This is a genomic window from Ruegeria sp. BHSA191 (assembly GCF_059613325.1).
The window spans coordinates 198,130-217,743 of sequence record NZ_JBXWSH010000004.1; the positions used below are offsets into that span (position 1 = coordinate 198,130).

Annotated in this window: 16 protein-coding genes and 1 riboswitch; of the genes, 11 read left to right on the forward strand and 5 right to left on the reverse strand. The window is 62.6% G+C overall.

Features of this window, described 5'->3' with window-relative positions:
- Position 1 precedes the first annotated feature (1 nt).
- A complete protein-coding gene (locus tag AC2FNS_RS06340; RefSeq protein WP_496712792.1) occupies positions 2-817 on the forward strand; it encodes a DUF2189 domain-containing protein in 816 nt (271 codons plus the stop codon).
- Between the two features lie 87 nt (positions 818-904).
- Here the strand turns inward: AC2FNS_RS06340 and AC2FNS_RS06345 are convergent, their stop codons facing one another.
- From AC2FNS_RS06345 to AC2FNS_RS06355, 3 genes are all read right to left on the reverse strand, one after another.
- Positions 905-1,315, reverse strand: a complete 411-nt coding sequence (locus AC2FNS_RS06345) for a heparin lyase I family protein (RefSeq protein ID WP_496712794.1) — start codon at positions 1,313-1,315, stop codon at positions 905-907.
- A gap of 21 nt (positions 1,316-1,336) precedes the next feature.
- On the reverse strand, positions 1,337-1,741 hold the full coding sequence (locus tag AC2FNS_RS06350) for a hypothetical protein (RefSeq protein WP_496712796.1): 405 nt from the start codon (positions 1,739-1,741) through the stop codon (positions 1,337-1,339).
- A gap of 125 nt (positions 1,742-1,866) precedes the next feature.
- Positions 1,867-2,565, reverse strand: coding sequence for a glutathione S-transferase N-terminal domain-containing protein (locus AC2FNS_RS06355; protein ID WP_496712798.1), 699 nt, complete (start codon positions 2,563-2,565; stop codon positions 1,867-1,869).
- A 112-nt stretch (positions 2,566-2,677) separates the two neighbouring features.
- Positions 2,678-2,755: riboswitch (SAM riboswitch) on the forward strand.
- A 62-nt stretch (positions 2,756-2,817) separates the two neighbouring features.
- On the opposite strand from AC2FNS_RS06355, the gene metZ reads away from it, so the two are divergent.
- The 5 genes from metZ to AC2FNS_RS06380 all read left to right on the forward strand — a co-directional run bounded on the left by metZ (position 2,818) and on the right by AC2FNS_RS06380 (position 9,306).
- Positions 2,818-4,008, forward strand: coding sequence for an O-succinylhomoserine sulfhydrylase (gene metZ, locus AC2FNS_RS06360; protein ID WP_496712800.1), 1,191 nt, complete (start codon positions 2,818-2,820; stop codon positions 4,006-4,008).
- A gap of 191 nt (positions 4,009-4,199) precedes the next feature.
- Positions 4,200-5,303: a GTP cyclohydrolase FolE2 gene (gene folE2 / locus AC2FNS_RS06365; RefSeq protein WP_496712802.1), complete on the forward strand. Its 1,104-nt coding sequence runs from the start codon at positions 4,200-4,202 to the stop codon at positions 5,301-5,303.
- Positions 5,304-5,580: 277 nt separating this feature from the next.
- Positions 5,581-6,225: a hypothetical protein gene (locus AC2FNS_RS06370; protein WP_496712804.1), complete on the forward strand. Its 645-nt coding sequence runs from the start codon at positions 5,581-5,583 to the stop codon at positions 6,223-6,225.
- A 52-nt stretch (positions 6,226-6,277) separates the two neighbouring features.
- Positions 6,278-7,726, forward strand: a complete 1,449-nt coding sequence (locus tag AC2FNS_RS06375) for a TrkH family potassium uptake protein (RefSeq protein WP_496712806.1) — start codon at positions 6,278-6,280, stop codon at positions 7,724-7,726.
- On the forward strand, positions 7,726-9,306 hold the full coding sequence (locus AC2FNS_RS06380) for a thiamine pyrophosphate-binding protein (protein ID WP_496712808.1): 1,581 nt from the start codon (positions 7,726-7,728) through the stop codon (positions 9,304-9,306). Before AC2FNS_RS06375 ends, AC2FNS_RS06380 begins: the two co-directional genes overlap by 1 nt.
- A gap of 56 nt (positions 9,307-9,362) precedes the next feature.
- On the opposite strand, the gene AC2FNS_RS06385 is transcribed toward AC2FNS_RS06380, so the two are convergent.
- Positions 9,363-11,102: a serine protease gene (locus AC2FNS_RS06385; protein ID WP_496797378.1), complete on the reverse strand. Its 1,740-nt coding sequence runs from the start codon at positions 11,100-11,102 to the stop codon at positions 9,363-9,365.
- Positions 11,103-11,307: 205 nt separating this feature from the next.
- On the opposite strand from AC2FNS_RS06385, the gene AC2FNS_RS06390 reads away from it, so the two are divergent.
- Entirely contained in the window at positions 11,308-12,237 is a 930-nt protein-coding gene (locus AC2FNS_RS06390) for a glycine--tRNA ligase subunit alpha (RefSeq protein WP_496682224.1), read from the forward strand.
- Between the two features lie 8 nt (positions 12,238-12,245).
- Here the strand turns inward: AC2FNS_RS06390 and AC2FNS_RS06395 are convergent, their stop codons facing one another.
- Entirely contained in the window at positions 12,246-12,878 is a 633-nt protein-coding gene (locus tag AC2FNS_RS06395; RefSeq protein ID WP_496688844.1) for a MarC family protein, read from the reverse strand.
- 91 nt (positions 12,879-12,969) lie between these two features.
- On the opposite strand from AC2FNS_RS06395, the gene AC2FNS_RS06400 reads away from it, so the two are divergent.
- The 4 genes from AC2FNS_RS06400 (at position 12,970) to AC2FNS_RS06415 (ending at position 19,611) form a co-directional block, all read left to right on the forward strand.
- Positions 12,970-13,494, forward strand: coding sequence for a DUF6446 family protein (locus AC2FNS_RS06400; protein WP_496712811.1), 525 nt, complete (start codon positions 12,970-12,972; stop codon positions 13,492-13,494).
- An 8-nt stretch (positions 13,495-13,502) separates the two neighbouring features.
- Positions 13,503-14,714: a sodium/glutamate symporter gene (gltS, locus tag AC2FNS_RS06405; protein ID WP_496712825.1), complete on the forward strand. Its 1,212-nt coding sequence runs from the start codon at positions 13,503-13,505 to the stop codon at positions 14,712-14,714.
- A gap of 9 nt (positions 14,715-14,723) precedes the next feature.
- Positions 14,724-16,982, forward strand: a complete 2,259-nt coding sequence (gene glyS, locus AC2FNS_RS06410) for a glycine--tRNA ligase subunit beta (protein WP_496797377.1) — start codon at positions 14,724-14,726, stop codon at positions 16,980-16,982.
- 88 nt (positions 16,983-17,070) lie between these two features.
- Positions 17,071-19,611 carry a putative PEP-binding protein gene (locus AC2FNS_RS06415; protein ID WP_496682212.1) on the forward strand — a complete coding sequence of 847 codons (2,541 nt, stop codon included), beginning with the start codon at positions 17,071-17,073 and terminating at the stop codon, positions 19,609-19,611.
- Positions 19,612-19,614 lie beyond the last annotated feature (3 nt).

Here is a 19,614-nt window from a genome sequence, read left to right on the forward strand (position 1 = left end):
CATGGCATCCAAAGCCGAAGGGTCCACGCCGGGCAACCCGGCGCCGCAGCAGGGGACTGCGCCCAAGGTCAACAAGGTTACAGCGGATGATATTGCCGAGTCGCTAAAAGCGGGGTTTTCCGACTTTCTGGCGCGCCCGGTCATGAGCGGCTTTTTCGGCCTATTCTACGCGCTGTTCGGGATACTGTTCGTTTGGGCCCTGGTCTGGCTGGGCGCGGTCTGGATGGTCATTCCCGCCGCCGTCGGCTTTCCGCTGGTCGCGCCCTTTGCCGCCGCCGGGCTGTATGAAATGTCGCGCCGGATGCAGAAGGGCGAAGACTTTGGCTGGCGTGATATTCTCACGGTCATGGCCAATCAGCGCAAACGCGAAATGGGTTGGATGGCCTTTGTCACCCTGTTCATTTCTTGGGTGTGGTTCTATCAGTTCCGGACCGTGATGGTGATCGTCCTGCAACATTCATCCTTCTCGGATCTCGAAGGGTTCCTTAATACCGTGTTCTTTACGCCCGAGGGCTGGATCTTTCTTGCGATCGGCACCTGTGTCGGCGCTTTTCTGTCGGCGGTGCTGTTCTCGGTGACCGTCGTCGCCATGCCCCTGCTGCTTGACCGCGAGGTCGATTTCATCACCGCGATGATCACATCCGTTCGGGTCGTCCGGGAAAACCCGGTGGTCATGCTGAGCTGGGCGGCGATCATCGCGGTCACCATGCTGCTGTCGCTGGTTCCGGCCTTTCTGGGCCTGATCTTTACCCTGCCGATCCTTGGCCACACCACTTGGCATCTGTATCAGCGAGCCGTGCAACCGGCGGAGAGGTGATCTCGGAGCGGTCTCTGCGGGTGGCGGGCCGGATACAGCGGGCCTTGGACACCAGGCCAGTCCTGACAGTTCACCTGTCGCAGATCGTCAATCAAAAAGGGCTTCACGGCTCTTTGCCCGATGAACATTGGCGAAATAGATCGTTCCCGGGCGGATTTTGTCAATTCCTTTGCTTCTGCTCAGATAGTTGCCAAAGCTAAAGTAATTTTTGTTGGACCGTTTACCGGTTTCAGTGATGTTGTTCGGATCCAGGTTGGGGCCATGATACGTCAGTTTCTTGGTCCCATTGACGTAGACTTCCACCTTTCCATCTCGCCCGCTGCTCCAGTTCACGAAGATCTCAAAGCGTGTCCACCTGCCCTTGGTCTCGGGCATGTTGGTGATCTTCTTCACTGCGACCGCTTCGCAGTCATGATTTTCCCAAGGGCCAACATGCTTGGATAGAAAAAGAAAAAGGGCATTTTCGTGATTTGGGCGGGTCCAGTGGCTGATGGCCATGTGGGGGCAGCTCTCGGCCTTCTACTGTGCAAAGATGTTAAACGCTGGAACCTGCTGACCCTTCGTCGGATAGTTGTTGGGGATCAAGAGATCAAAACCGTACCAAACCGGGCTGGGCTGTGGAAAGGCGCTAAAGAATGACTTGCCTCTTTTTTGCTCGCGCAACTCGCTTCGGACCGAGCCGTAGTCGCAGTCGCTTTTCCCGCTGTTGTCTGGCAGCTTGCCGGATTTGCATTTTCCGCCATAAATCGAAAAAGCGTGAACATGCTTCGCGTCGATCCCCTCAACCCCGCGCAGACGCTTGTAGGATTTCGGCAGGTTTTCCGGTTTGGGCTTGAACTTGTAAAAGTCAACATTGTCGGCGAAAGCGGCTGGTGAAAGCAAGAACAGGGTGGAAAAAACAATAACTAGAGACCTTGGTGTCATCTTCGACCTGAAAACTCCTGATGCTGAAATCTCAGTCCAGAGCCTTCATTTTTTGTTTTTCAAGTCAATAGCTCTCTTCCTGTCTTTCGTGATCTTACTACTGCGCAGATTCCTGGATACGGGTATCACCTCTTGAACAAGGCCCCCTGGGCCTCTTTGCTCCGGTGGTCCCCCCTGAGCTCCGCGAACAACGCCCGTCCGGCCTGCACGCCCGGACGGGCGGCCATGACCTTGAGCCAGCGGGCCATGTGCGGTTTGTCTTCCAGCGTCTGCTGCTGGCCCTCCCAAAGGCTGGCCCAGGGCCAGATCGCCATGTCGGCGATGGAGTAGAAGTCTCCGGCGACGTATTCATTCTCCGCCAGCCGCCGGTCCAGCACGCCATAAAGACGGGCGACCTCGGTGCGGTAGCGATCCTTGGCATAGGGGATGTCCTGCGGCGGGTCGAAATATGGGGCGTATTTCAGGAAATGATGCGCCTGACCCGCCATCGGGCCGACGCCGCCCATCTGCCACATCAGCCATTCCTCAACCGCAATCCGCTGGCGCTCGGTCTGCCCATAGAACCGCCCGGTCTTGCGCGCCAGATACATCAGGATCGCGCCGCTTTCGAAAACCGAGATCGGTGCGCCGTCTGGGCCGTCGGGGTCGACGATGGCGGGCATCTTGTTGTTCGGGGCAATCTTGAGGAACTCGGGGTCGTACTGGTCGCCCTTGCCGATGTCGATTAGGTTGACGGTGTAGGGCAGACCCATCTCCTCGAGCGCGATGGAGATTTTCCAGCCATTCGGCGTGGGCCAGTAGTAAAGCTCGATCGGGTCCGCCATGTGTCCTCCGTGTCTCGGAAGGTGATCATGAGGCATTTGCGGCAAACGGCAAGGGGCAGGCCGCGCACCCGTTCAGGCTTGACGCAACGGGATGCGCGGCGTATGGGCAGCGCAGGAACCACGTGGCGATTTGTTACCGGATTGCGGGCCACGCTAAACAACACCGCTAAAAGGTCAGGATGAAAGCCCCCTTTCGCTTGACCGCGATTGGGTTTTTTTTTGCCCTCGGGTTCCGGGGCGGAAAGGGACGAGATGAGCGACAGCTGGAGCAAGCGCACCAAGGCCGTGCATGGTGGAATCCGCCGCAGTCAATACAAAGAGGTGAGCGAAGCGATCTTCCTGACACAGGGCTTCGTCTATGACACCGCCGAACAGGCCGAGGCGCGGTTCATCGAATCCGGGCCTGATGAGTTCATCTATGCCCGTTATGGCAACCCGACCGTCTCGATGTTCGAGCAGCGCATCGCTGCGCTGGAAGGGGCCGAAGACGCCTTCGCCACCGCCTCGGGCATGGCGGCGGTGAACGGGGCGCTGACCTCGATGCTCAAGGCCGGGGATCATGTGGTTTCGGCCAAGGCGCTGTTCGGGTCGTGCCTGTATATCCTGGAAAACATCCTTGGACGGTACGGGGTCGAGGTGACTTTCGTCGATGGCACCAATCTGGACCAGTGGAAGGCGGCGATCCGGCCCGACACCAAGGCGGTGTTCTTTGAATCCATGTCCAATCCGACGCTCGAGGTCATCGACATTCAGGCCGTGGCCGGGCTGGCCCACGCGGTCGGGGCCACGGTGATCGTGGACAACGTGTTCTCGACCCCGGTCTTTTCCAAGGCGATCGAGCAGGGTGCCGATGTGGTGGTCTATTCGGCGACCAAGCATATCGACGGGCAGGGGCGTGCGCTGGGCGGGGTGATCCTCGGCAGTCGCGAGTTCATCCGCGGCACGGTGGAGCCCTACCTGAAGCATACCGGCGGCGCGCTGAGCCCCTTCAACGCGTGGATCATGCTCAAGGGGCTGGAAACGTTGGCGCTGCGGGTCAATGCGCAGGCCGAGACGGCGCAGAAGCTGGCCGAGGCGCTGGAAGGCCATCCGTCGCTGGATCGGATCATGTATCCGGGTCTGAAATCTCATGCCCAAAACGCTCTGGTGCAGAGCCAGCTGGGGGGTAAGGGCGGTACGGTTCTGTCGCTGGACATCAAAGGGGGCAAGGACGCGGCTTTCCGGTTCCTGAACGCGCTGACGATCCCGGTGATCTCGAACAATCTGGGCGACGCCAAGTCCATCGCTACCCATCCAGCGACGACCACGCACCAGCGGCTGAGCGAAGCCCAGAAAGACGAATTGGGCATCACGCCCGGTTTGATCCGCTTTTCCGTAGGGCTCGAGGATGCCGACGATCTGCTGGCGGATATACGACAGGCATTGTCGGCTACTGCGGACTAATGGCGCAATTGGGCGGGTGAACACATCGGCATCGGCGAAAGGCAGATCGGGACAAGGGCGCAATCCGTTCGGAAGCGGCGGTTTTAAGATGGTTTTTTCAATCCGGGCTGCTATCTCAACCGTATTGGGTTAGACTGAGGCTTTCGCCGTGGTCACAGATGACCTGACGACACACTGAGGATATGCAGCCGATGAACATTCATTCGCGCGACATTGACGAGAAACCTGATCGGGACGCGGCCGCCGAGGCTCTCAAGGTCCTGCGGAAATGGGCAAAAGGCGCAAGCTCGGCCGAGATTAGCCAGCTTGATCCGGCGGTGGCGCGCCTGGTGCCTGGGTTGATGCCGGAAAACTACCCTGCGATGTCGCGTGAATATCCCGACGACTTTAAGGTCGACGACGCCTACAAATCTGCCTTGCCCGACCTTCAGAACGGTCCGTCCAGCCTGATCCGTGGTGCCCAACAGCAGATCCAGCATGTGGGCATCTCGAATTTCCGCCTGCCGATCCGGTTCCACAGCAAGAACGGCCCTGACCTGACGCTGGAGACCTCGGTCACCGGCACCGTCAGCCTCGAGGCCGACAAAAAGGGCATCAACATGTCCCGGATCATGCGGTCCTTCTACAAACATGCCGAGCGTACGTTCAGTTTCGAGGTGATGGAGGCCGCGCTGAGCGATTACCTGACCGATCTCGACAGCTTCGACGCGCGGCTGCAGATGCGCTTTTCCTACCCCGAACGGGTCAAGAGCCTGCGGTCGGGGCTGGAGGGATATCAATATTATGACATCGCGCTGGAATTGGTTGAACAGGGCGGGGTCCGTCAAAAGATCATGCATCTGGACTATGTCTATTCTTCGACATGCCCGTGTTCGCTGGAACTCAGCGAACACGCCCGATCGGTGCGGGGGCAGTTGGCAACGCCGCATTCGCAACGGTCGGTGGCGCGGATCTCGGTCGTGGTCGACAGTGACGCCGATTGCCTTTGGTTCGAGGACCTGATCGCCTTGTGCCGCCGGGCCGTGCCCACCGAAACCCAGGTGATGGTCAAGCGCGAGGATGAACAGGCCTTTGCCGAACTGAATGCCGCCAATCCGATTTTCGTCGAAGATGCCGCGCGTTTGTTTTGCGCTGAGCTTCTGGCCGATCACCATATCGGTGACTTCCGCGTGATCGCCAGCCACCAGGAAAGCCTGCACAGCCATGATGCGGTCTCGATCCTGACCGAAGGGCCGACTTTCGCCGCATCCAGCCTGGACCCGCGCCTGTTCTCGACACTGTTCCACGTGGGATGATCGGCGCAAGCTGCTGAAAAAATGCGCAGGATCTGTCGGTTCAGCGCTTTTTCGCCGCATCGCAGCAAATTTTGCTGCGCATGCGGCATTTATGCGATACGATTCTTGTGAATGCAGCATCGGCGCATCCGCACGGGTGGGTGTGCCATCCCGAAAGGAAGCCGAGACGTGCATCGCCTTGGACTGCACCCCGCGTCAGTTAGCCCGATGGTTCGGTGTGGCAAGGGTTTTGCCCCTCAGGTTTCCGGCTGCTTCGCATTTACAGGAGAGACATGTAATGAATCCGATTGCCCATCAGCTTGAGCTTCAAGCCGCTGCCATGCGCCTAGCGGGCCATGCCGTTGCCAGCCAGTTGAAACTTATGGAAATCGTAGCTCGTTCGGCATTCGAACTGCCCTTGGCGCCGTTTGGCGTGCCAAGTGCAGGGACGAAGGCGACCGCGGCCGCACCGGCCAAACGCCCTGCCCCTAAGCCTGTTCGCAAAGCGAAACCCGCAGCTAGTCCCAAGTCTGCCGCCAAAGTAGCCAAGCCCAAGCTGGCAGCTAAAGCCACCGCAGCGCAGGCGAAGCCCGCCGCGAAGCCGGCACCCGCGCGAAAGGCGGCCAAGCCATCGGTGGTAGCGACGCCGAAAGCCGCTGCTTCAAAAGCCACGACTCCCGCCATCGCGCCGAAAACCGACGCCGGGGCCAAGGTTTCCGAGCGGAACGCAGCGCCCAAAAGTGCGGTCTCGGAACCGGCTCGGCCTCAAAAGGTTACCGCGAAACCGGCATCGAACGTTCAGCCGAACAAGGTGCCCGCGCCGGCAGAGGTCGCCGCCCCGACCAAGCCGGTTGCCGCGACCGCCAATCCTGCGCCGCGCCGGACCCGGGCGCCGTCCAAGCCGCCGGCGATGCCGGAGCCAAAGGTCACAACCACGGACTGATCTCTCTCCGCTTGCTTGACAGTTCCGGGCGGGCGCGCCAACCCTGCGCCTCATGATGGATCTTCGCCCTGTCGGATATGTGATTGGATTGCTGGTCGCCATTCTCGGGGCGACCATGGCTCTGCCCATGCTTGCCGACGTCATCGAAGGCCGTGGCGAATGGACCGTTTTCTTTGAAAGCGGCGTCATCACGATTCTGACCGGGGTCGTTCTGGCAATGAGCTGCGCGAACGGCGTAGGTGAGGGGTTAACGATCCGCCAGACCTTTCTTCTGACCACGGCGGTTTGGGTCGCGCTGCCTGTGTTCGGCGCGATCCCCTTCATCTTCGGCGCGACCGAGCTGCGCTTCGTGGATGCCTATTTCGAGGCGATGTCCGGCCTGACCACCACCGGATCGACGGTCATTTCCGGGCTGGACGACCTGCCGCGCGGTTTGCTGCTGTGGCGTGGAATCCTGCAATGGCTGGGTGGGATCGGCATCATCGTCGTGGCCATGGTCTTCCTGCCCGAGCTCAAGGTCGGCGGTATGCAGATTTTCCGCTCGGAAGGGTTCGAGACCATGGGGAAGATCCTGCCCCGCGCGCAGGAGATCGCGGGCCAGATTTCCCTGATCTACGTCTTTCTGACCTTTGTCTGTGGCCTTGTTTATGCCGGGCTGGGGATGAGTTTCTTTGACGCGCTGGTACATGCGCTGACGACGATTTCGACCGGCGGATTTTCGAACTATGACGCGTCTTTTGGCACCTTTTCTGGGCCTGCAGAATATGCGGCATCCGTTTTCATGATCCTCGCGGCGCTGCCCTTCGTGCGCTATGTGCAATTCGTGAACGGCCGGACCACTTCCTTGTGGGAGGACAGTCAGATCCGCGTGTTCCTGGCCACGATCGCCGTGCTGGTGATGGTTATGGCGGTTTTCCTGACCTCGGTCTTTCCGCATCATTGGGAACAGGCGGTGCGCGAGTCGCTGTTCAACATCACCTCGATTATTTCCGGAACCGGCTATGCCAGCGTCGATTACATGGCCTGGGGCAGTTTTCCGATCATGATGTTCTTCATGATCGGGCTGATCGGCGGGTGTGCGGGCTCGACCGCCTGTTCGATCAAGGTGTTCCGGTATCAGTTGCTGTTTGCCTCGATCAAGTCGCAGATTCAACGCATCCGGTCACCGCATGGGGTGTTCATCCCCAAATATGACGGCCGCCCGATCAGCCGCGACGTGCTGACCTCGGTCATGAGCTTTTTCATGTTCTTCGCCCTGTCGCTGGGCGGGCTGTCATGGGCGCTGGCCCTGACCGGGTTGGATTTCATCACCGCCGTCTCGGGCGCGGCCACGGCGTTGGCCAATGTCGGCCCCGGTCTGGGCGATCAGATCGGCCCGGCCGGAAACTTTTCCGGGTTGAACGACACGGCCAAGTGGCTGCTGACCTTCGGCATGCTCACCGGGCGGCTGGAGTTGATGGCCGTCTATGTCCTGTTCACCATAAGGTTCTGGAGAGGCTGATGAAAAGACCGCTGGGCGCGCAGATTTCCCACATGCTCAGGGATCGGGGGGTCGAGGTCATCTTCGGCATCCCCGGCGTGCACAATCAGGAAATGTATCGCGGGATCGAAGAGGCAGGTATTGCCCATGTCCTGGCCCGGCACGAACAGGGCGCGGGGTTCATGGCCGACGGTTACGCACGCGCCACGGGCAAGCCGGGCGTGGCCTATGTGATCACAGGGCCGGGCCTGTGCAATATCCTGACGCCGATGGGGCAGGGGTACACGGACTCAGTGCCGATGCTTGTTTTGTCCTCGTGCCTGGACGAGTCCCAAGCCCAGCGGGGCCAGTTGCACCAGATGAAGGATCAGCGCGCCGCTGCGGGCTGCGTGGCGGACTGGTCATGCCAGGCCAACGACGCGCAAGCGGTTTATGGCCTGATCGAGCGCGCCTTCGAGGAATTCGCGCTTCAGCGTCCGCGTCCCAAGCATATCCAGGTGCCGATTGGCCGGCTCGAGGCCGAGGCCGATCCTGCGCCTTTTCCCAACCAGGACGCGCAACGGGTGCGCGCGCTGGCGCCCGACATCGCCCCGGTCCTGTCGCTGCTGAACATCGCGCGCCGGCCTTTGTTCATTTTGGGAGGCGGAGCCCGGTCGAACCTGTGGCGCCAGATCCTGATCAATCTGGGCGCGGCCTGTTTCACCACCTATGCCGGGCGGGGGCTGGTCGGCACGGGATACGCGCTGGATTTCGGCGCCATGCTGCCGCGTCCGGGCAGCGCCGAGGTCATCGGGTCCGCCGACCTGGTGATCGCAGTTGGGGCCGAGTTGGGAGAGGTGGATCTGTGGCGCGACGACCTGGGCCACAAGGCAACGCTGGTGCGGGTCGATCTGGACCCCGAGGTGCTGTCGGATCGCCACCGGGCCGCGGTCAAGCTGCAGGCCGATGCCGAGAGCTTTGCGCTGGCCCTGTGGGCGGCCACCGAAGCCGCCAAGCCCGCAACCGGCTGGAGCCCCGATGAGGTGGCCGAGGCGCGCGCGCGCTGGCGGGCCGAGGTCGATGCCGAGCGCCCGGGTATCGTGCCCGTGGCCGATGCCCTGCGCGCGGCGATGCCGGACGACACGATGATCTATTCCGACATGACCCAGTTCGCCTATGCCGCGAAAGAGGTCTGGGACATGGCCTTTCCCCACCACTGGCATCATCCGACCGGGTTCGGCACCCTGGGCTATGCCCTGCCGGCGGCGATCGGTGGTGCGGTGGCGCGGCGCGGCAAGCCGACCGCCGTGATCGCGGGGGATTACGGTTTTCACTACACGATGCAGGAACTGGGCGTCGCAGTAGAGCTGGGTCTGTCGCTGCCGATCATTCTGTGGGACAACGGCAAGCTGAAAGAGATCGAGGACAGCATGGTCAGCAGCCAAATCGCCCCCAACGCCGTGGTGGCGCGCAACCCCGATTTCTGCAAACTGGCCGAGGCATTCGGTGCCTTGTCAGCGGCCCCTGCGTCACTGTCCGACATGCAAAATGCGGTGCGGACGGCCTTTGAGGCGCCGCGGCCCACGCTGATACATGTGACGCCCGAAATCCTGAACGGTTGATCGCAAAAGGCGCCGCATGGAACTGCGGCGCCCTTGGTCGGTTCACAAGGCCCGGATCAGTCCCAGCAATTCACCAGGACCGTCATGCCGATTGCCCGACGGTTCAGTTCGTCCGGCGAGACCTGTCCGGTTTCCTGCGTGGTTTGGGCCGTGGCACCTGCTTTTGACAGAAGGTCATGCAGGTGGTCGGCGGCGGCCGCCAGGCTGACATCGCGTGGCAGGGTGCGGCCTTCGGCCCGGGTGGGCAGCAACATGCCCACGACATTGCCGTGATCGTCAAAGACCGGCCCGCCGGCGTCCCCCGGTTGCGCCGCAAGGTTCAGGCGGGTCACGCCGGTTTCGCCGTTCAGCCCGCGGATGTCTGCGACCTTGCCAAAGGTCAGCGTCGGGGCACCCAGCGCGCCTTCGTAGGAATACCCGGCCACGGCTACTTCGGACTGCAGCCGCAGAGGTGCGTCGTTCAGGGCCGCCACGGCCATCGGCGCCAGATTGCGTGCCGGTCGCAGCACCGCCGCACCAAGATCCGGGTCGCTGTGGGCCAACTCTAGGTCCTGATCGTCATCCAGGGTGATGCGGCTGCAGTTCTGGACGGCCTCGGCTACGGTCATGACCAGCCCGCTCGGGTCGGCAAAGAAGCCCGACCGTGACAGGCGCGGCTTGCGGATGCGCAGGCCCGACATCAGATCGACGCTCTGGCTGGCCGTTGCACCGGCGAACGATTCCAGCACCGCGTCGAGCCGGGCAAAGCTGGTGGTCATGGCGGCCAGAACGCGGGTGCGGCGGGCCTCGTCCCCCTCGGGCCAGACCAGGGTGAAACCCTTGATCCGGCCATCCTTCAACTCGGCCTGGGTATGGGAAACGATCCCTTTGCCCCGACCTTCGATCGAGAAGCGGTTTCGACTGATCTCGCGCGGGCCGTTCAGGGGGACGATTTCCAGCGACTGCATCACCTCGTAGAGGGCACGCAGGGTGTTGTTGTCGCCCTCTTGGCTGATCAACAGAACGCGGGCGTCCAGATCGCCCGTCGGGTTGAAATGGGCGAATGGAGCCTCGTACCGGTCAAAGGCCACGACACCCAGCGGCAGGTCCATCGAGATCCCGGCGCGGTCATCGACATGGCGCTGCATGCCAACGCTGATGAGCGGTGCGTTGTAGTCATCCATCAGCACCTTGCGCTGTGCGGTGGTCAGAACGCCGGTGGGCTCGAAACCGTTGAACCGCTGCCAGTCGGCCATCGACCGGCGGGTGCCCTGCCCGAATGCGCCGTCGATCGTAGCGCTGTAGAAGCCCGCGGCCTGCAGGGCGGTCTGCAAGTCCTTGCGCTCCTGCGCGTTCAGCCGCCGTTCGGACTGCAGAGCCTGGGCGCGGGTTTCGTCCGACGGTTGCTGGGTCAGGCTGGTCTGGGGCTGTTCGGGTTCGGGCTGGACGGGGGCCGTGATGGCGCCCCGGTTCAGGACATTCGCGCCGATGGGCCAGAACTGCTGTCCCAGCGCGGAGGAAAAGGTGATGAAACTGTCCGACGGGATCTGACGCTCGGCCCGATAGACGCGCAGTACCTGTTCGGCATCTGCACGAAGATAGGGGCCGATGACGATGGCGTACCAGCCGCTGTTCAGGCGAAACCCGTTCACGTCGGGTAGATCGCTGGCATAGGCCTGGGCGCGCTCCTGCGCCTCGCGCAGCGAGGGCTGCGCCTCGATCTGCACCCAGACGCCGGGGTCGGTGCCTTGCTGAGCGATCGCGGCCCGCAGACCGAAGGAAATCGTGAAAATAAATGCAACTAGAATACGTGTCATTTTCTGCCCGTTGGTGCGGTGTCTTGGTCAAGGAACAGGTTACGCGATTCACCAGGGCGAAAGCCATGGCCCGGCCACGGGGAATTTCCAGTGTGGCGGCACAGTGACAGCCAGCGGCCATTGGCCCGTTGACGCCCTTTGGCCCCTTGCATAGGAAGGGCCAAACCGACCGGAACCGGGCACATCCGCGCCCAAAGGGAATGTCATGACCGAACCGTCAAGCGCACCACGTTCATTTCAGGAAATCATCCTGCGGCTTCAAAACTACTGGGCCTCGAAGGGCTGCGCCATCCTGCAGCCCTACGACATGGAGGTCGGCGCCGGCACCTTCCACCCTGCAACCACATTGCGCGCACTTGGCGCCAAGCCCTGGGCTGCGGCCTATGTGCAGCCCTCGCGCCGCCCGACCGACGGCCGCTATGGCGAAAACCCCAACCGCCTGCAGCATTATTACCAGTACCAGGTGCTGATCAAACCCAGCCCGCCGGACCTTCAGGAGCTGTATCTGGGCAGCCTTCAGGCCATCGGCATCGACATGGACCTGCATGACATCCGATTTGTCGAGGATGACTGGGAAAGCCCCACCTTGGGCGCATGGGGCCTGGGCTGGGAGGTCTGGTGTGACGGGATGGAAGTCAGCCAGTTCACCTATTTCCAGCAGGTCGGCGGCCATGACTGCGCGCCGGTCTCAGGCGAATTGACCTATGGGCTGGAACGGCTGGCGATGTATGTGCTGGGCATCGATCACGTGATGGACATGCCCTTCAACGATCCACAATCGCCGATCCCGCTGACCTATGGCGACATCTTCAAGCAGACCGAGGAAGAATACGCCCGCTGGAATTTCGACGTGGCCAATACCGAGGTTCTGCTGCGCCATTTCGAAGAGGCCGAGGCCGAGTGCGCTGCGATCCTGAGCCAGGAGCATGCGGACCCCAAGACGGGCAAGCGCATCATCATGGCGCATCCCGCCTATGACCAGTGCATCAAGGCCAGCCACATCTTCAACCTTCTGGACGCGCGCGGCGTGATCTCGGTGACGGAACGGCAGGCCTATATCGGGCGGGTGCGGGCGCTGGCCAAGCAATGCGCCGATGCCTTCGTGCAGACCGAGGCGGCCGGGTACCAGGCCTGATGGGCCGCTCAGGCCAATCCCGGCAGCAGGGTCTTCAGGCCGTCCGCGATCATGCCGACCGCGATGGCCGACAGGATCATGCCCATCAGACGGCTCATGATGACGCGGGCGTTGTCCGACAGGCGCCGGCCGAGGGCCGCGGCATTCCAGAACGTGACCAGCAACAGCAGCGTCACGCCCAAAAACACCCCGGCATAAAGCATGGCATCGGCAACGTTGCTGACATGATGGGCAAACAGGATGACCGTGGTGATGGTGCCGGGCCCCACGAGAATGGGAAAGGTCAGCGGATAGAAGGCGACAGTCTCGGGCGCCGGGTAGGCCTGTTTTTCGCTGTCCGTCCCGTGATGCGCGCTGGTTTCGCCACCGTTCAGCATGTTCAGCCCGAACAGCAGAACCACCAGGCCGCCAGCGACCCGCAGATCATTGACGCTGATCCCGAACAGCCCCAGAATATGATTGCCGAGGATGGCGAAAAGACCCCCGAGAACAAGGCAGTACACGGCGGTCTTGACCGCAACCTTGCGCTGGTCGCCCAGGTCCAGGCCCTCGGTCACGGTCAGGAAAACGGGCAGGTTGGTGATCGGGTTCATGATCGCAAACAGCGCGCCGAAAAATCCGGTGGCCAGTGTCAGATCCATGCAAATAGCCTTACGATATCAGGTTCAGGTTCCGACACTGTCTCATTTTCGGACGACTTGAAAGACGCTGCGTGAACAGGAGGCGTGATCTATGACCGGAAAGCTGCTGGCAATTCTCATTGTGATCTGCGCGGTGATGGCGGGCGTGGCCATGTATTACCTGCAGGTCTACTGGTACTACTACACCGTCACGCCGACCCCCGGCCGGGATGTCGTTCTGACCGACCGGCAAAGCGGCGCGACGGTGCCCATTTCCTATGACGGGTTTCAAGCCATCGACGCCGACAGCTCTCCGATCCGGTACCGGGCCTGTTTCACGACGGATCTGACACCGGATCAACTGGCCCAGCAGTTCGAACCCGCCGAAAAGGCCGAGCCGCTGACGGCACCGGGCTGGTTCGACTGCTACGACGCCGAGGCGTTGGGAAAGGCGCTGGCAAGCGGTTCGGCCCGCGCGTTCATCGGCGTCAAGAATATCCACTATGGCGTGGACCGGGTGGTTGCGGTCACCCAGGACGGGCGCGGCTTTGCCTGGCACGTCCTGAACAACTGCGGCGAAAAGGCCTATGACGGCACCGTGGTCGGCGAGGAATGTCCGCCCCGCCCGGAAAGCTGAGCGGCAGGATGGGGTTCAACTTGGATATCCCAGGTTTCGTGACGGCAACACTGGGTTTTGCAGTCTACCTGATGGGCGCCGAGATCAACGCCCGCGCCGAGGTTCTGCGTCGGTTCAACATTCCCGAACCTGTGACCGGAGGCCTGCTGGCCTCACTGGTGGTTCTTGCGCTGTATTTGCTGTTCGGGATCGAACTGGAGTTCGACCTGACCACGCGGGATTTCCTGCTGGTGCTGTTCTTTGCCGGGATCGGCCTGAACGCCCGGCTGTCCGACTTGATCGCAGGCGGAAAGCCTCTGGTGCTGCTGCTGATCCTCACGCTGCTGACGATCGTGGCGCAGAACCTGATCGGCGCGGCGGGGGCGGCGGCCTTTGGCTATCCGGCGCAGTCCGGCGTTCTGTTCGGGTCGGCCGCCCTGATCGGCGGCCACGGCACCGCCATCGCTTGGGCGCCCGAGGTCGCGCAGGCCACCGGGCTTGAGGGCGCGACCGAGTTGGGGGTGGCCGTTGCGACCCTCGGGCTTGTTCTGGCCGCGCTGGTCGGTGGCCCCATCGCGCGTCTGTTGATCGAAGGGCGCGACTTGTCGCCAAACCGCCCGGACGAGGAACACACGATCGGCTTGCCCGACGAGCCGTCAGACGCTGCCGCGAAGATCGACCACCTGACGGTGATGCGGGTGCTGCTGTACCTGAACATGGCCATCATCGCGGGCTATGCTCTGTCCGAGGTGATCCTGGCCGCGGGTTTGAAACTGCCGTTGTTCGTGCCGTGCCTGATCATGGGCATCGTGATCGGCAACCTGCGTCCGCTGCTGGCCCCGCGCGCTGCGCCTGTGTCGCGCACGCCGTCGCTGGCGCTGATTTCGGAGTTTGCGCTGGGCGCGTTTCTGGCCATGTCGCTGATGAGCCTGCAGCTGTGGACCATCGCAGATTTGGGCCTGTCGATCGTGGTGATCATGACGGCGCAAACGTTGTTTGCAGTGGCTTTCGTGATCTGGGTTCTGTTCCCAGTCATGGGCGCCAACTACCGCGCGGCCGTGCTGGCGGCGGGGTTTGGCGGCTTCGCGCTGGGCGCGACACCGACCGCAATTGCCAATATGACCGCCGTAACCAAGCGATACGGGCCTTCGCCTATTGCCTTTATCGTGCTCCCCCTTGTATCCGCATTCTTCGTGGATATCGCCAATGCCATCGTCATCCAGACGATCGTCAATTTCTAAGGATCGAAAATGCCCGACCTGCTGATCGAACTGTTTTCCGAGGAAATCCCCGCGCGCATGCAGACCCGCGCCGGCGAGGATCTGAAAAAACGGATCACCGACGGTCTGGTAGAGGCCGGTCTGACCTATGCCCACGCCCACGCCCTGACCACGCCGCGCCGCCTGACGCTGGCGGTCGAGGGGCTGCTGGCCGAAAGCCCCACCATCCGCGAGGAGCGCAAGGGCCCCAAGGTTGGCGCGCCGGACAAGGCCATCGAAGGCTTCCTACGTGGCGCGGGGATCAGCCGCGACCAATTGGAAGAGCGCGAGACGCCCAAGGGCGCGGTCTATTTTGCCACCATCGAGAAATCGGGTCGCCCGGCGGCCGAGATCGTGGCCGAGGTTTTGGCCGACACGATCCGCAACTTCCCCTGGCCCAAGTCGATGCGCTGGGGCAGTTCCTCGCTGCGTTGGGTGCGCCCGCTGCATTCGATCCTGTGCATCCTCAGCGATGAAAGCGGTGCGCAGGTCGTGCCGATGGAGATCGACGGGATCACGGCTGGCGACACCACCGAGGGCCACCGCTTCATGGCGCCCGGCCGGTTTGCCGTGACCGGGTTCGAGGATTACGCCGCCAAGCTGAAGCGCGCCTTTGTCGTGCTGTCGCCCGAGGAACGGGCCGAGCACATCTGGAACGACGCACAGAACCTGGCCTTTGCTGCCGGTCTGGAGGTGGTCGAGGACAAGGGCCTGCTGGCCGAGGTGGCCGGGCTGGTCGAATGGCCGGTGGTGCTGATGGGGCAGATCGACGATGAATTCCTCGACCTGCCGCCCGAGGTGCTGCAGACCTCGATGAAAGAGCACCAGAAATTCTTCTCGGTCCGCAATCCCAAGACGGGGCGGATCGAGCGGTTCATCACCGTCGCCAACCGCGAGACCAGCGACAATGGCGCGACCATTCTGGCCGGAAACCAGAAGGTGCTGTCGGCCCGTCTGGCCGATGCAAAATTCTTTTGGGAAAATGATCTGCGCGTTGCCAAGGCAGACATCACGCAATGGACCCGCGCGCTTGAGAACGTGACCTTCCACAACAAGCTGGGCACTCAGGCCCAGCGGATCGACCGCATTGCCGCGCTGGCCCGCGAACTGGCCCCGGTGACGGGCGCCGACCCGGATCAGGCTGAAAAGGCCGCGCGGCTGGCCAAGGCCGATCTGAGTTCTGAAATGGTGTATGAATTCCCCGAACTTCAGGGGCTTATGGGCCGCTATTACATCGAGGCCGCCGGTGAAGACGCCGCCGTGGCCGCCGTGGCGCAGGAGCATTACTCGCCGCTGGGCCCGTCGGATGATGTTCCGGCGGCACCGCTGTCGATGACCGTGGCGCTGGCTGACAAGCTGGACACGCTGACCGGGTTCTGGGCGATTAATGAAAAGCCCACCGGCTCGAAAGACCCGTTCGCGCTGCGCCGCGCGGCGCTGGGGGTGATCCGGTTGATCCTAGAGAACGATCTGAGGCTGGATTTGAAAGAGGCCTGTGTCTGGGCCTACTTCCCGCACGCTCTCAAGCGTGACACCTCGGCCGGTGAAACCATCGAGGAAAAGCGCGCGGAATACGCTCGGATCATGGGAGTCGAGGTCGACAAACTGCATGATCTGGGGATCGAGGCATTGGCGTCGATGATTGCCGAGCGTGGAATTCTCGGTACGTTGTGGGACACGCTGAATGACCGGAACTCCAGCTTCCGCGAAGATGCGGTGATCCTGGAAGATTTGCTTACCTTCGTCCACGACCGGCTCAAGGTCTTTCTGCGTGACGAAGGCATACGCCACGACGTGATCGACGCCTGTATCGCGATGGACGGTAATGATGACATCAACCTGCTGGTTAAACGCGCCCGCGCGTTGAATGTGGTGATCGCGACCGAGGATGGAGAGAATCTCGTGCAGGGATTCAAACGCGCCAACAACATCCTGACCCAGGCCGAGGAAAAGGACGGCGTGGAATATTCCTTCGGGGCCGATCCGAAATTTGCTGAAACCGACAGCGAAAAGGCCCTGTTCACCGCGCTGGAGGAGGCGCAGGCCAAGATCGCGCCGGCACTCGAGGCCGAGGATTTCCCGGCGGCGATGGCAGCGATGGCCGCGCTGCGCGGGCCAATCGACGCATTCTTCGAGGACGTTCAGGTCAATTCCGACAATGCCGTGCTGCGCCGCAACCGCTTGAACCTTCTCAGCCAGATCCGCCAGATCTGTTCCAGCGTCGCGGACCTGACGAAGATCGAAGGCTAAGGCCCACGGGCGCGCCGCGGCGCGCCCACTCGGCCCTTGCGCGACCGGCGCAGGCGCTTATGCTGCGGAGAAACCAAAAGGTGCCGCAGTGCAGAATAATCCACATACAACGCTTGTCACACCCGATGCGCCCATCGCCGCGAATACGCATGGCGGGCGGGCGAAATGCCTGCAACGCTTGGTGCGGCTGAACCTGCCAGTGCCGCGCACCGTGGCGCTGTCTTTCGACGCCGTCCAGCGGATCGCCGATGGCGAGGTGCCCGACATCGAGGCGGTGCTGGAACAATTCGATGCTTCGGCGCTGCTGTGCGTCCGGCCCAGTTCCGAGGACCCCGATTGGGGTGGGCCGGGCGCGGTGTTGAACATCGGCATGAACGACGCGCGCTATGTCGAGCTGTCCGACAAGATGGGGGGCGAGGCCGCCGCCGCCCTGTATCTGCGGTTCGTGCAAAGCTATGCGATCCACGTCGCTCGGCTGGATCCGGATGTGTTCGACGATATCGAGGGCGACGGCCGCAGCGGGCTGCGCCAGACCCTGCGCGCCTACGAGGACGAGACCGACGAGGAGTTCCCACAGGACCGTGGCGAGCAGCTGATCGGGGTGCTGCGCTCGATGGCGCGGGCGTGGGACGGCACGTCGGCACGATTGCTGCGTCAGGCCAAGGGGGCGCCGGCTGATGCCGGGCTGGGTCTGGTGATCCAGGAGATGATTCCGGGCGTCGGGCAGGGCGAGTGCGGCTCGGGTGTTCTGCAACTGGTCGACCCCACGACGGGTCTGCCGCAGATCACGGGCCGCTATCTGAGCCAGAGCCAGGGCCGCGACGCGCTGGGCGAAGGCGTTTCCGCACTTTATCTGGAAAAAGACCCCCGCGGACCGTCGCTCGAGGATGTGGCGCCGCAAGCCTTTGCCGACCTCAAGGCACATGCCGCGTTGATGCGCAAAAAGCTGCGCGAGGAAATGCAGGTTGAATTCGTGATCGAGAACGGCAAGGTGCATATTCTGGACGGCGTGCGCGTACCGCGCAGCGCCCGCGCCGCGATGCGCATCGCCGTTCGGTTGGCTGAAGACGGAATCATCCCGCCGCAAGAGGCGGTGATGCGGATCGATCCGCATTCTCTTAACGAGTTGCTGCACCGGCAGGTCCATCCCGAGGCCAAGCGTGACGTGCTCACTACCGGCATCGGGGCCAGCCCGGGGGCGGCCAGTGGGCGGATCGTGTTCACCTCGGCCGAAGCGCAGGCCAGCGCCGCGCGTGGCGAGCCCTGCATCCTTGTGCGCCGCGAAACCTCGCCCGAGGATGTGCGGGGCATGCATGCGGCCGTGGCCGTTTTGACCGAAAAGGGCGGGATGACCAGCCACGCCGCCGTGATTGGCCGCGGTCTGGGGCTGCCCTGTATTGTCGGGGCGTCCGAGATGCGGTTCCAGACCAAGAAGAAACATCTGGTGGCACCGGACGGTCGCGTGTTCAAGACCGGCGACACTCTGACTATCGACGGCACGTCCGGGCAGGTACTGGCGGGTGAGCCGGCAATGCTCGAGGCGGCGCTGGACGACTGTTTCCAGACCCTGATGGGCTGGGCCGATGCTGAACGCGACATCGCCATTCGCGCCAATGCCGACACGCCCGCCGATGCGCAGGTCGCGCGCCGGTTCCAGGCCGAGGGGATCGGCCTGTGCCGGACCGAGCACATGTTCTTCGACCCCGGTCGCCTGATCGTGATGCGCGAGATGATTTTCGCCGAGACCCCTGCCGGTCGCGCGGCGGTGCTTGCGCGGCTGTTGCCTATGCAACGCGCGGATTTCGTACAGCTTTTCGAAATCATGGAAGGGCAGCCCGTCTGCATCCGCCTGTTCGACCCACCGCTGCACGAATTCCTGCCCACGACCCGCAGCGGCCAGCGTGAACTGGCCGAGGCGCTGGACCTGCCGGTTTCGGATGTTGAGCGCCGGGTCGAGGCGATGAGCGAATACAACCCCATGCTGGGCCTGCGCGGCGTCCGCCTTGGCGTGACGGTGCCCGAAATCTATGACATGCAGGCCCGCGCGATTTTCGAGGCGACGCTCGAGGCCAGCAAGAACGGCGCCCCGGTGGTGCCCGAGGTGATGATCCCGCTGGTGTCGGCCAAGCGCGAGGTCGAGCTGGTCAAGGCCCGCATCGACTCGGTGGCCGCAGCCGTCGCGGCCGAGCGGGGGCAGGATTTTGAGTACCGCCTGGGCGTGATGGTCGAAACGCCGCGCGCCTGCCTGCGCGCGGAAGAGATCGCGCCGCATGTGTCGTTCCTGAGCTTTGGCACCAACGACCTGACACAAATGACCTATGGTTTGTCGCGGGACGATGCCGGACGGTTCATGTCGGCCTATGTCCGGCAGGGCGTATTTTCAGAGGATCCGTTTCATGTTCTGGATGCCGACGGGGTGGGGGAGCTGCTGAAGCTGGGCTCGGAACGCGGGCGTGCGGCCCGGCCGGATGTTACGCTTTCGGTTTGCGGTGAACATGGCGGTAACCCCGAATCAATCGCCCTGTGCCGGGACCTTGGGTTCGACTATGTGTCCTGTTCTCCGTTCCGGGTTCCGGTCGCTCGGCTGGCTTCCGCTCAATTGGCGATTGCGTCAAAACTTGGGGGTTGACCT

Bases quoted from the DNA above. Each gene is read 5' to 3' on its own strand.
- AC2FNS_RS06370 (WP_496712804.1), top strand. From the start codon at position 5,581: ATGAATCCGATTGCCCATCAGCTTGAGCTTCAAGCCGCTGCCATGCGC.
- glyS (WP_496797377.1), top strand. From the start codon at position 14,724: ATGCCCGACCTGCTGATCGAACTGTTTTCCGAGGAAATCCCCGCGCGC.
- AC2FNS_RS06385 (WP_496797378.1), bottom strand. From the start codon at position 11,102: ATGACACGTATTCTAGTTGCATTTATTTTCACGATTTCCTTCGGTCTG.
- AC2FNS_RS06375 (WP_496712806.1), top strand. From the start codon at position 6,278: ATGATGGATCTTCGCCCTGTCGGATATGTGATTGGATTGCTGGTCGCC.
- folE2 (WP_496712802.1), top strand. From the start codon at position 4,200: ATGAACATTCATTCGCGCGACATTGACGAGAAACCTGATCGGGACGCG.
- AC2FNS_RS06345 (WP_496712794.1), bottom strand. From the start codon at position 1,315: ATGGCCATCAGCCACTGGACCCGCCCAAATCACGAAAATGCCCTTTTT.
- AC2FNS_RS06400 (WP_496712811.1), top strand. From the start codon at position 12,970: ATGACCGGAAAGCTGCTGGCAATTCTCATTGTGATCTGCGCGGTGATG.
- metZ (WP_496712800.1), top strand. From the start codon at position 2,818: ATGAGCGACAGCTGGAGCAAGCGCACCAAGGCCGTGCATGGTGGAATC.
- gltS (WP_496712825.1), top strand. From the start codon at position 13,503: ATGGGGTTCAACTTGGATATCCCAGGTTTCGTGACGGCAACACTGGGT.
- AC2FNS_RS06395 (WP_496688844.1), bottom strand. From the start codon at position 12,878: ATGGATCTGACACTGGCCACCGGATTTTTCGGCGCGCTGTTTGCGATC.
- AC2FNS_RS06380 (WP_496712808.1), top strand. From the start codon at position 7,726: ATGAAAAGACCGCTGGGCGCGCAGATTTCCCACATGCTCAGGGATCGG.
- AC2FNS_RS06390 (WP_496682224.1), top strand. From the start codon at position 11,308: ATGACCGAACCGTCAAGCGCACCACGTTCATTTCAGGAAATCATCCTG.
- AC2FNS_RS06350 (WP_496712796.1), bottom strand. From the start codon at position 1,741: ATGACACCAAGGTCTCTAGTTATTGTTTTTTCCACCCTGTTCTTGCTT.
- AC2FNS_RS06355 (WP_496712798.1), bottom strand. From the start codon at position 2,565: ATGGCGGACCCGATCGAGCTTTACTACTGGCCCACGCCGAATGGCTGG.
- AC2FNS_RS06340 (WP_496712792.1), top strand. From the start codon at position 2: ATGGCATCCAAAGCCGAAGGGTCCACGCCGGGCAACCCGGCGCCGCAG.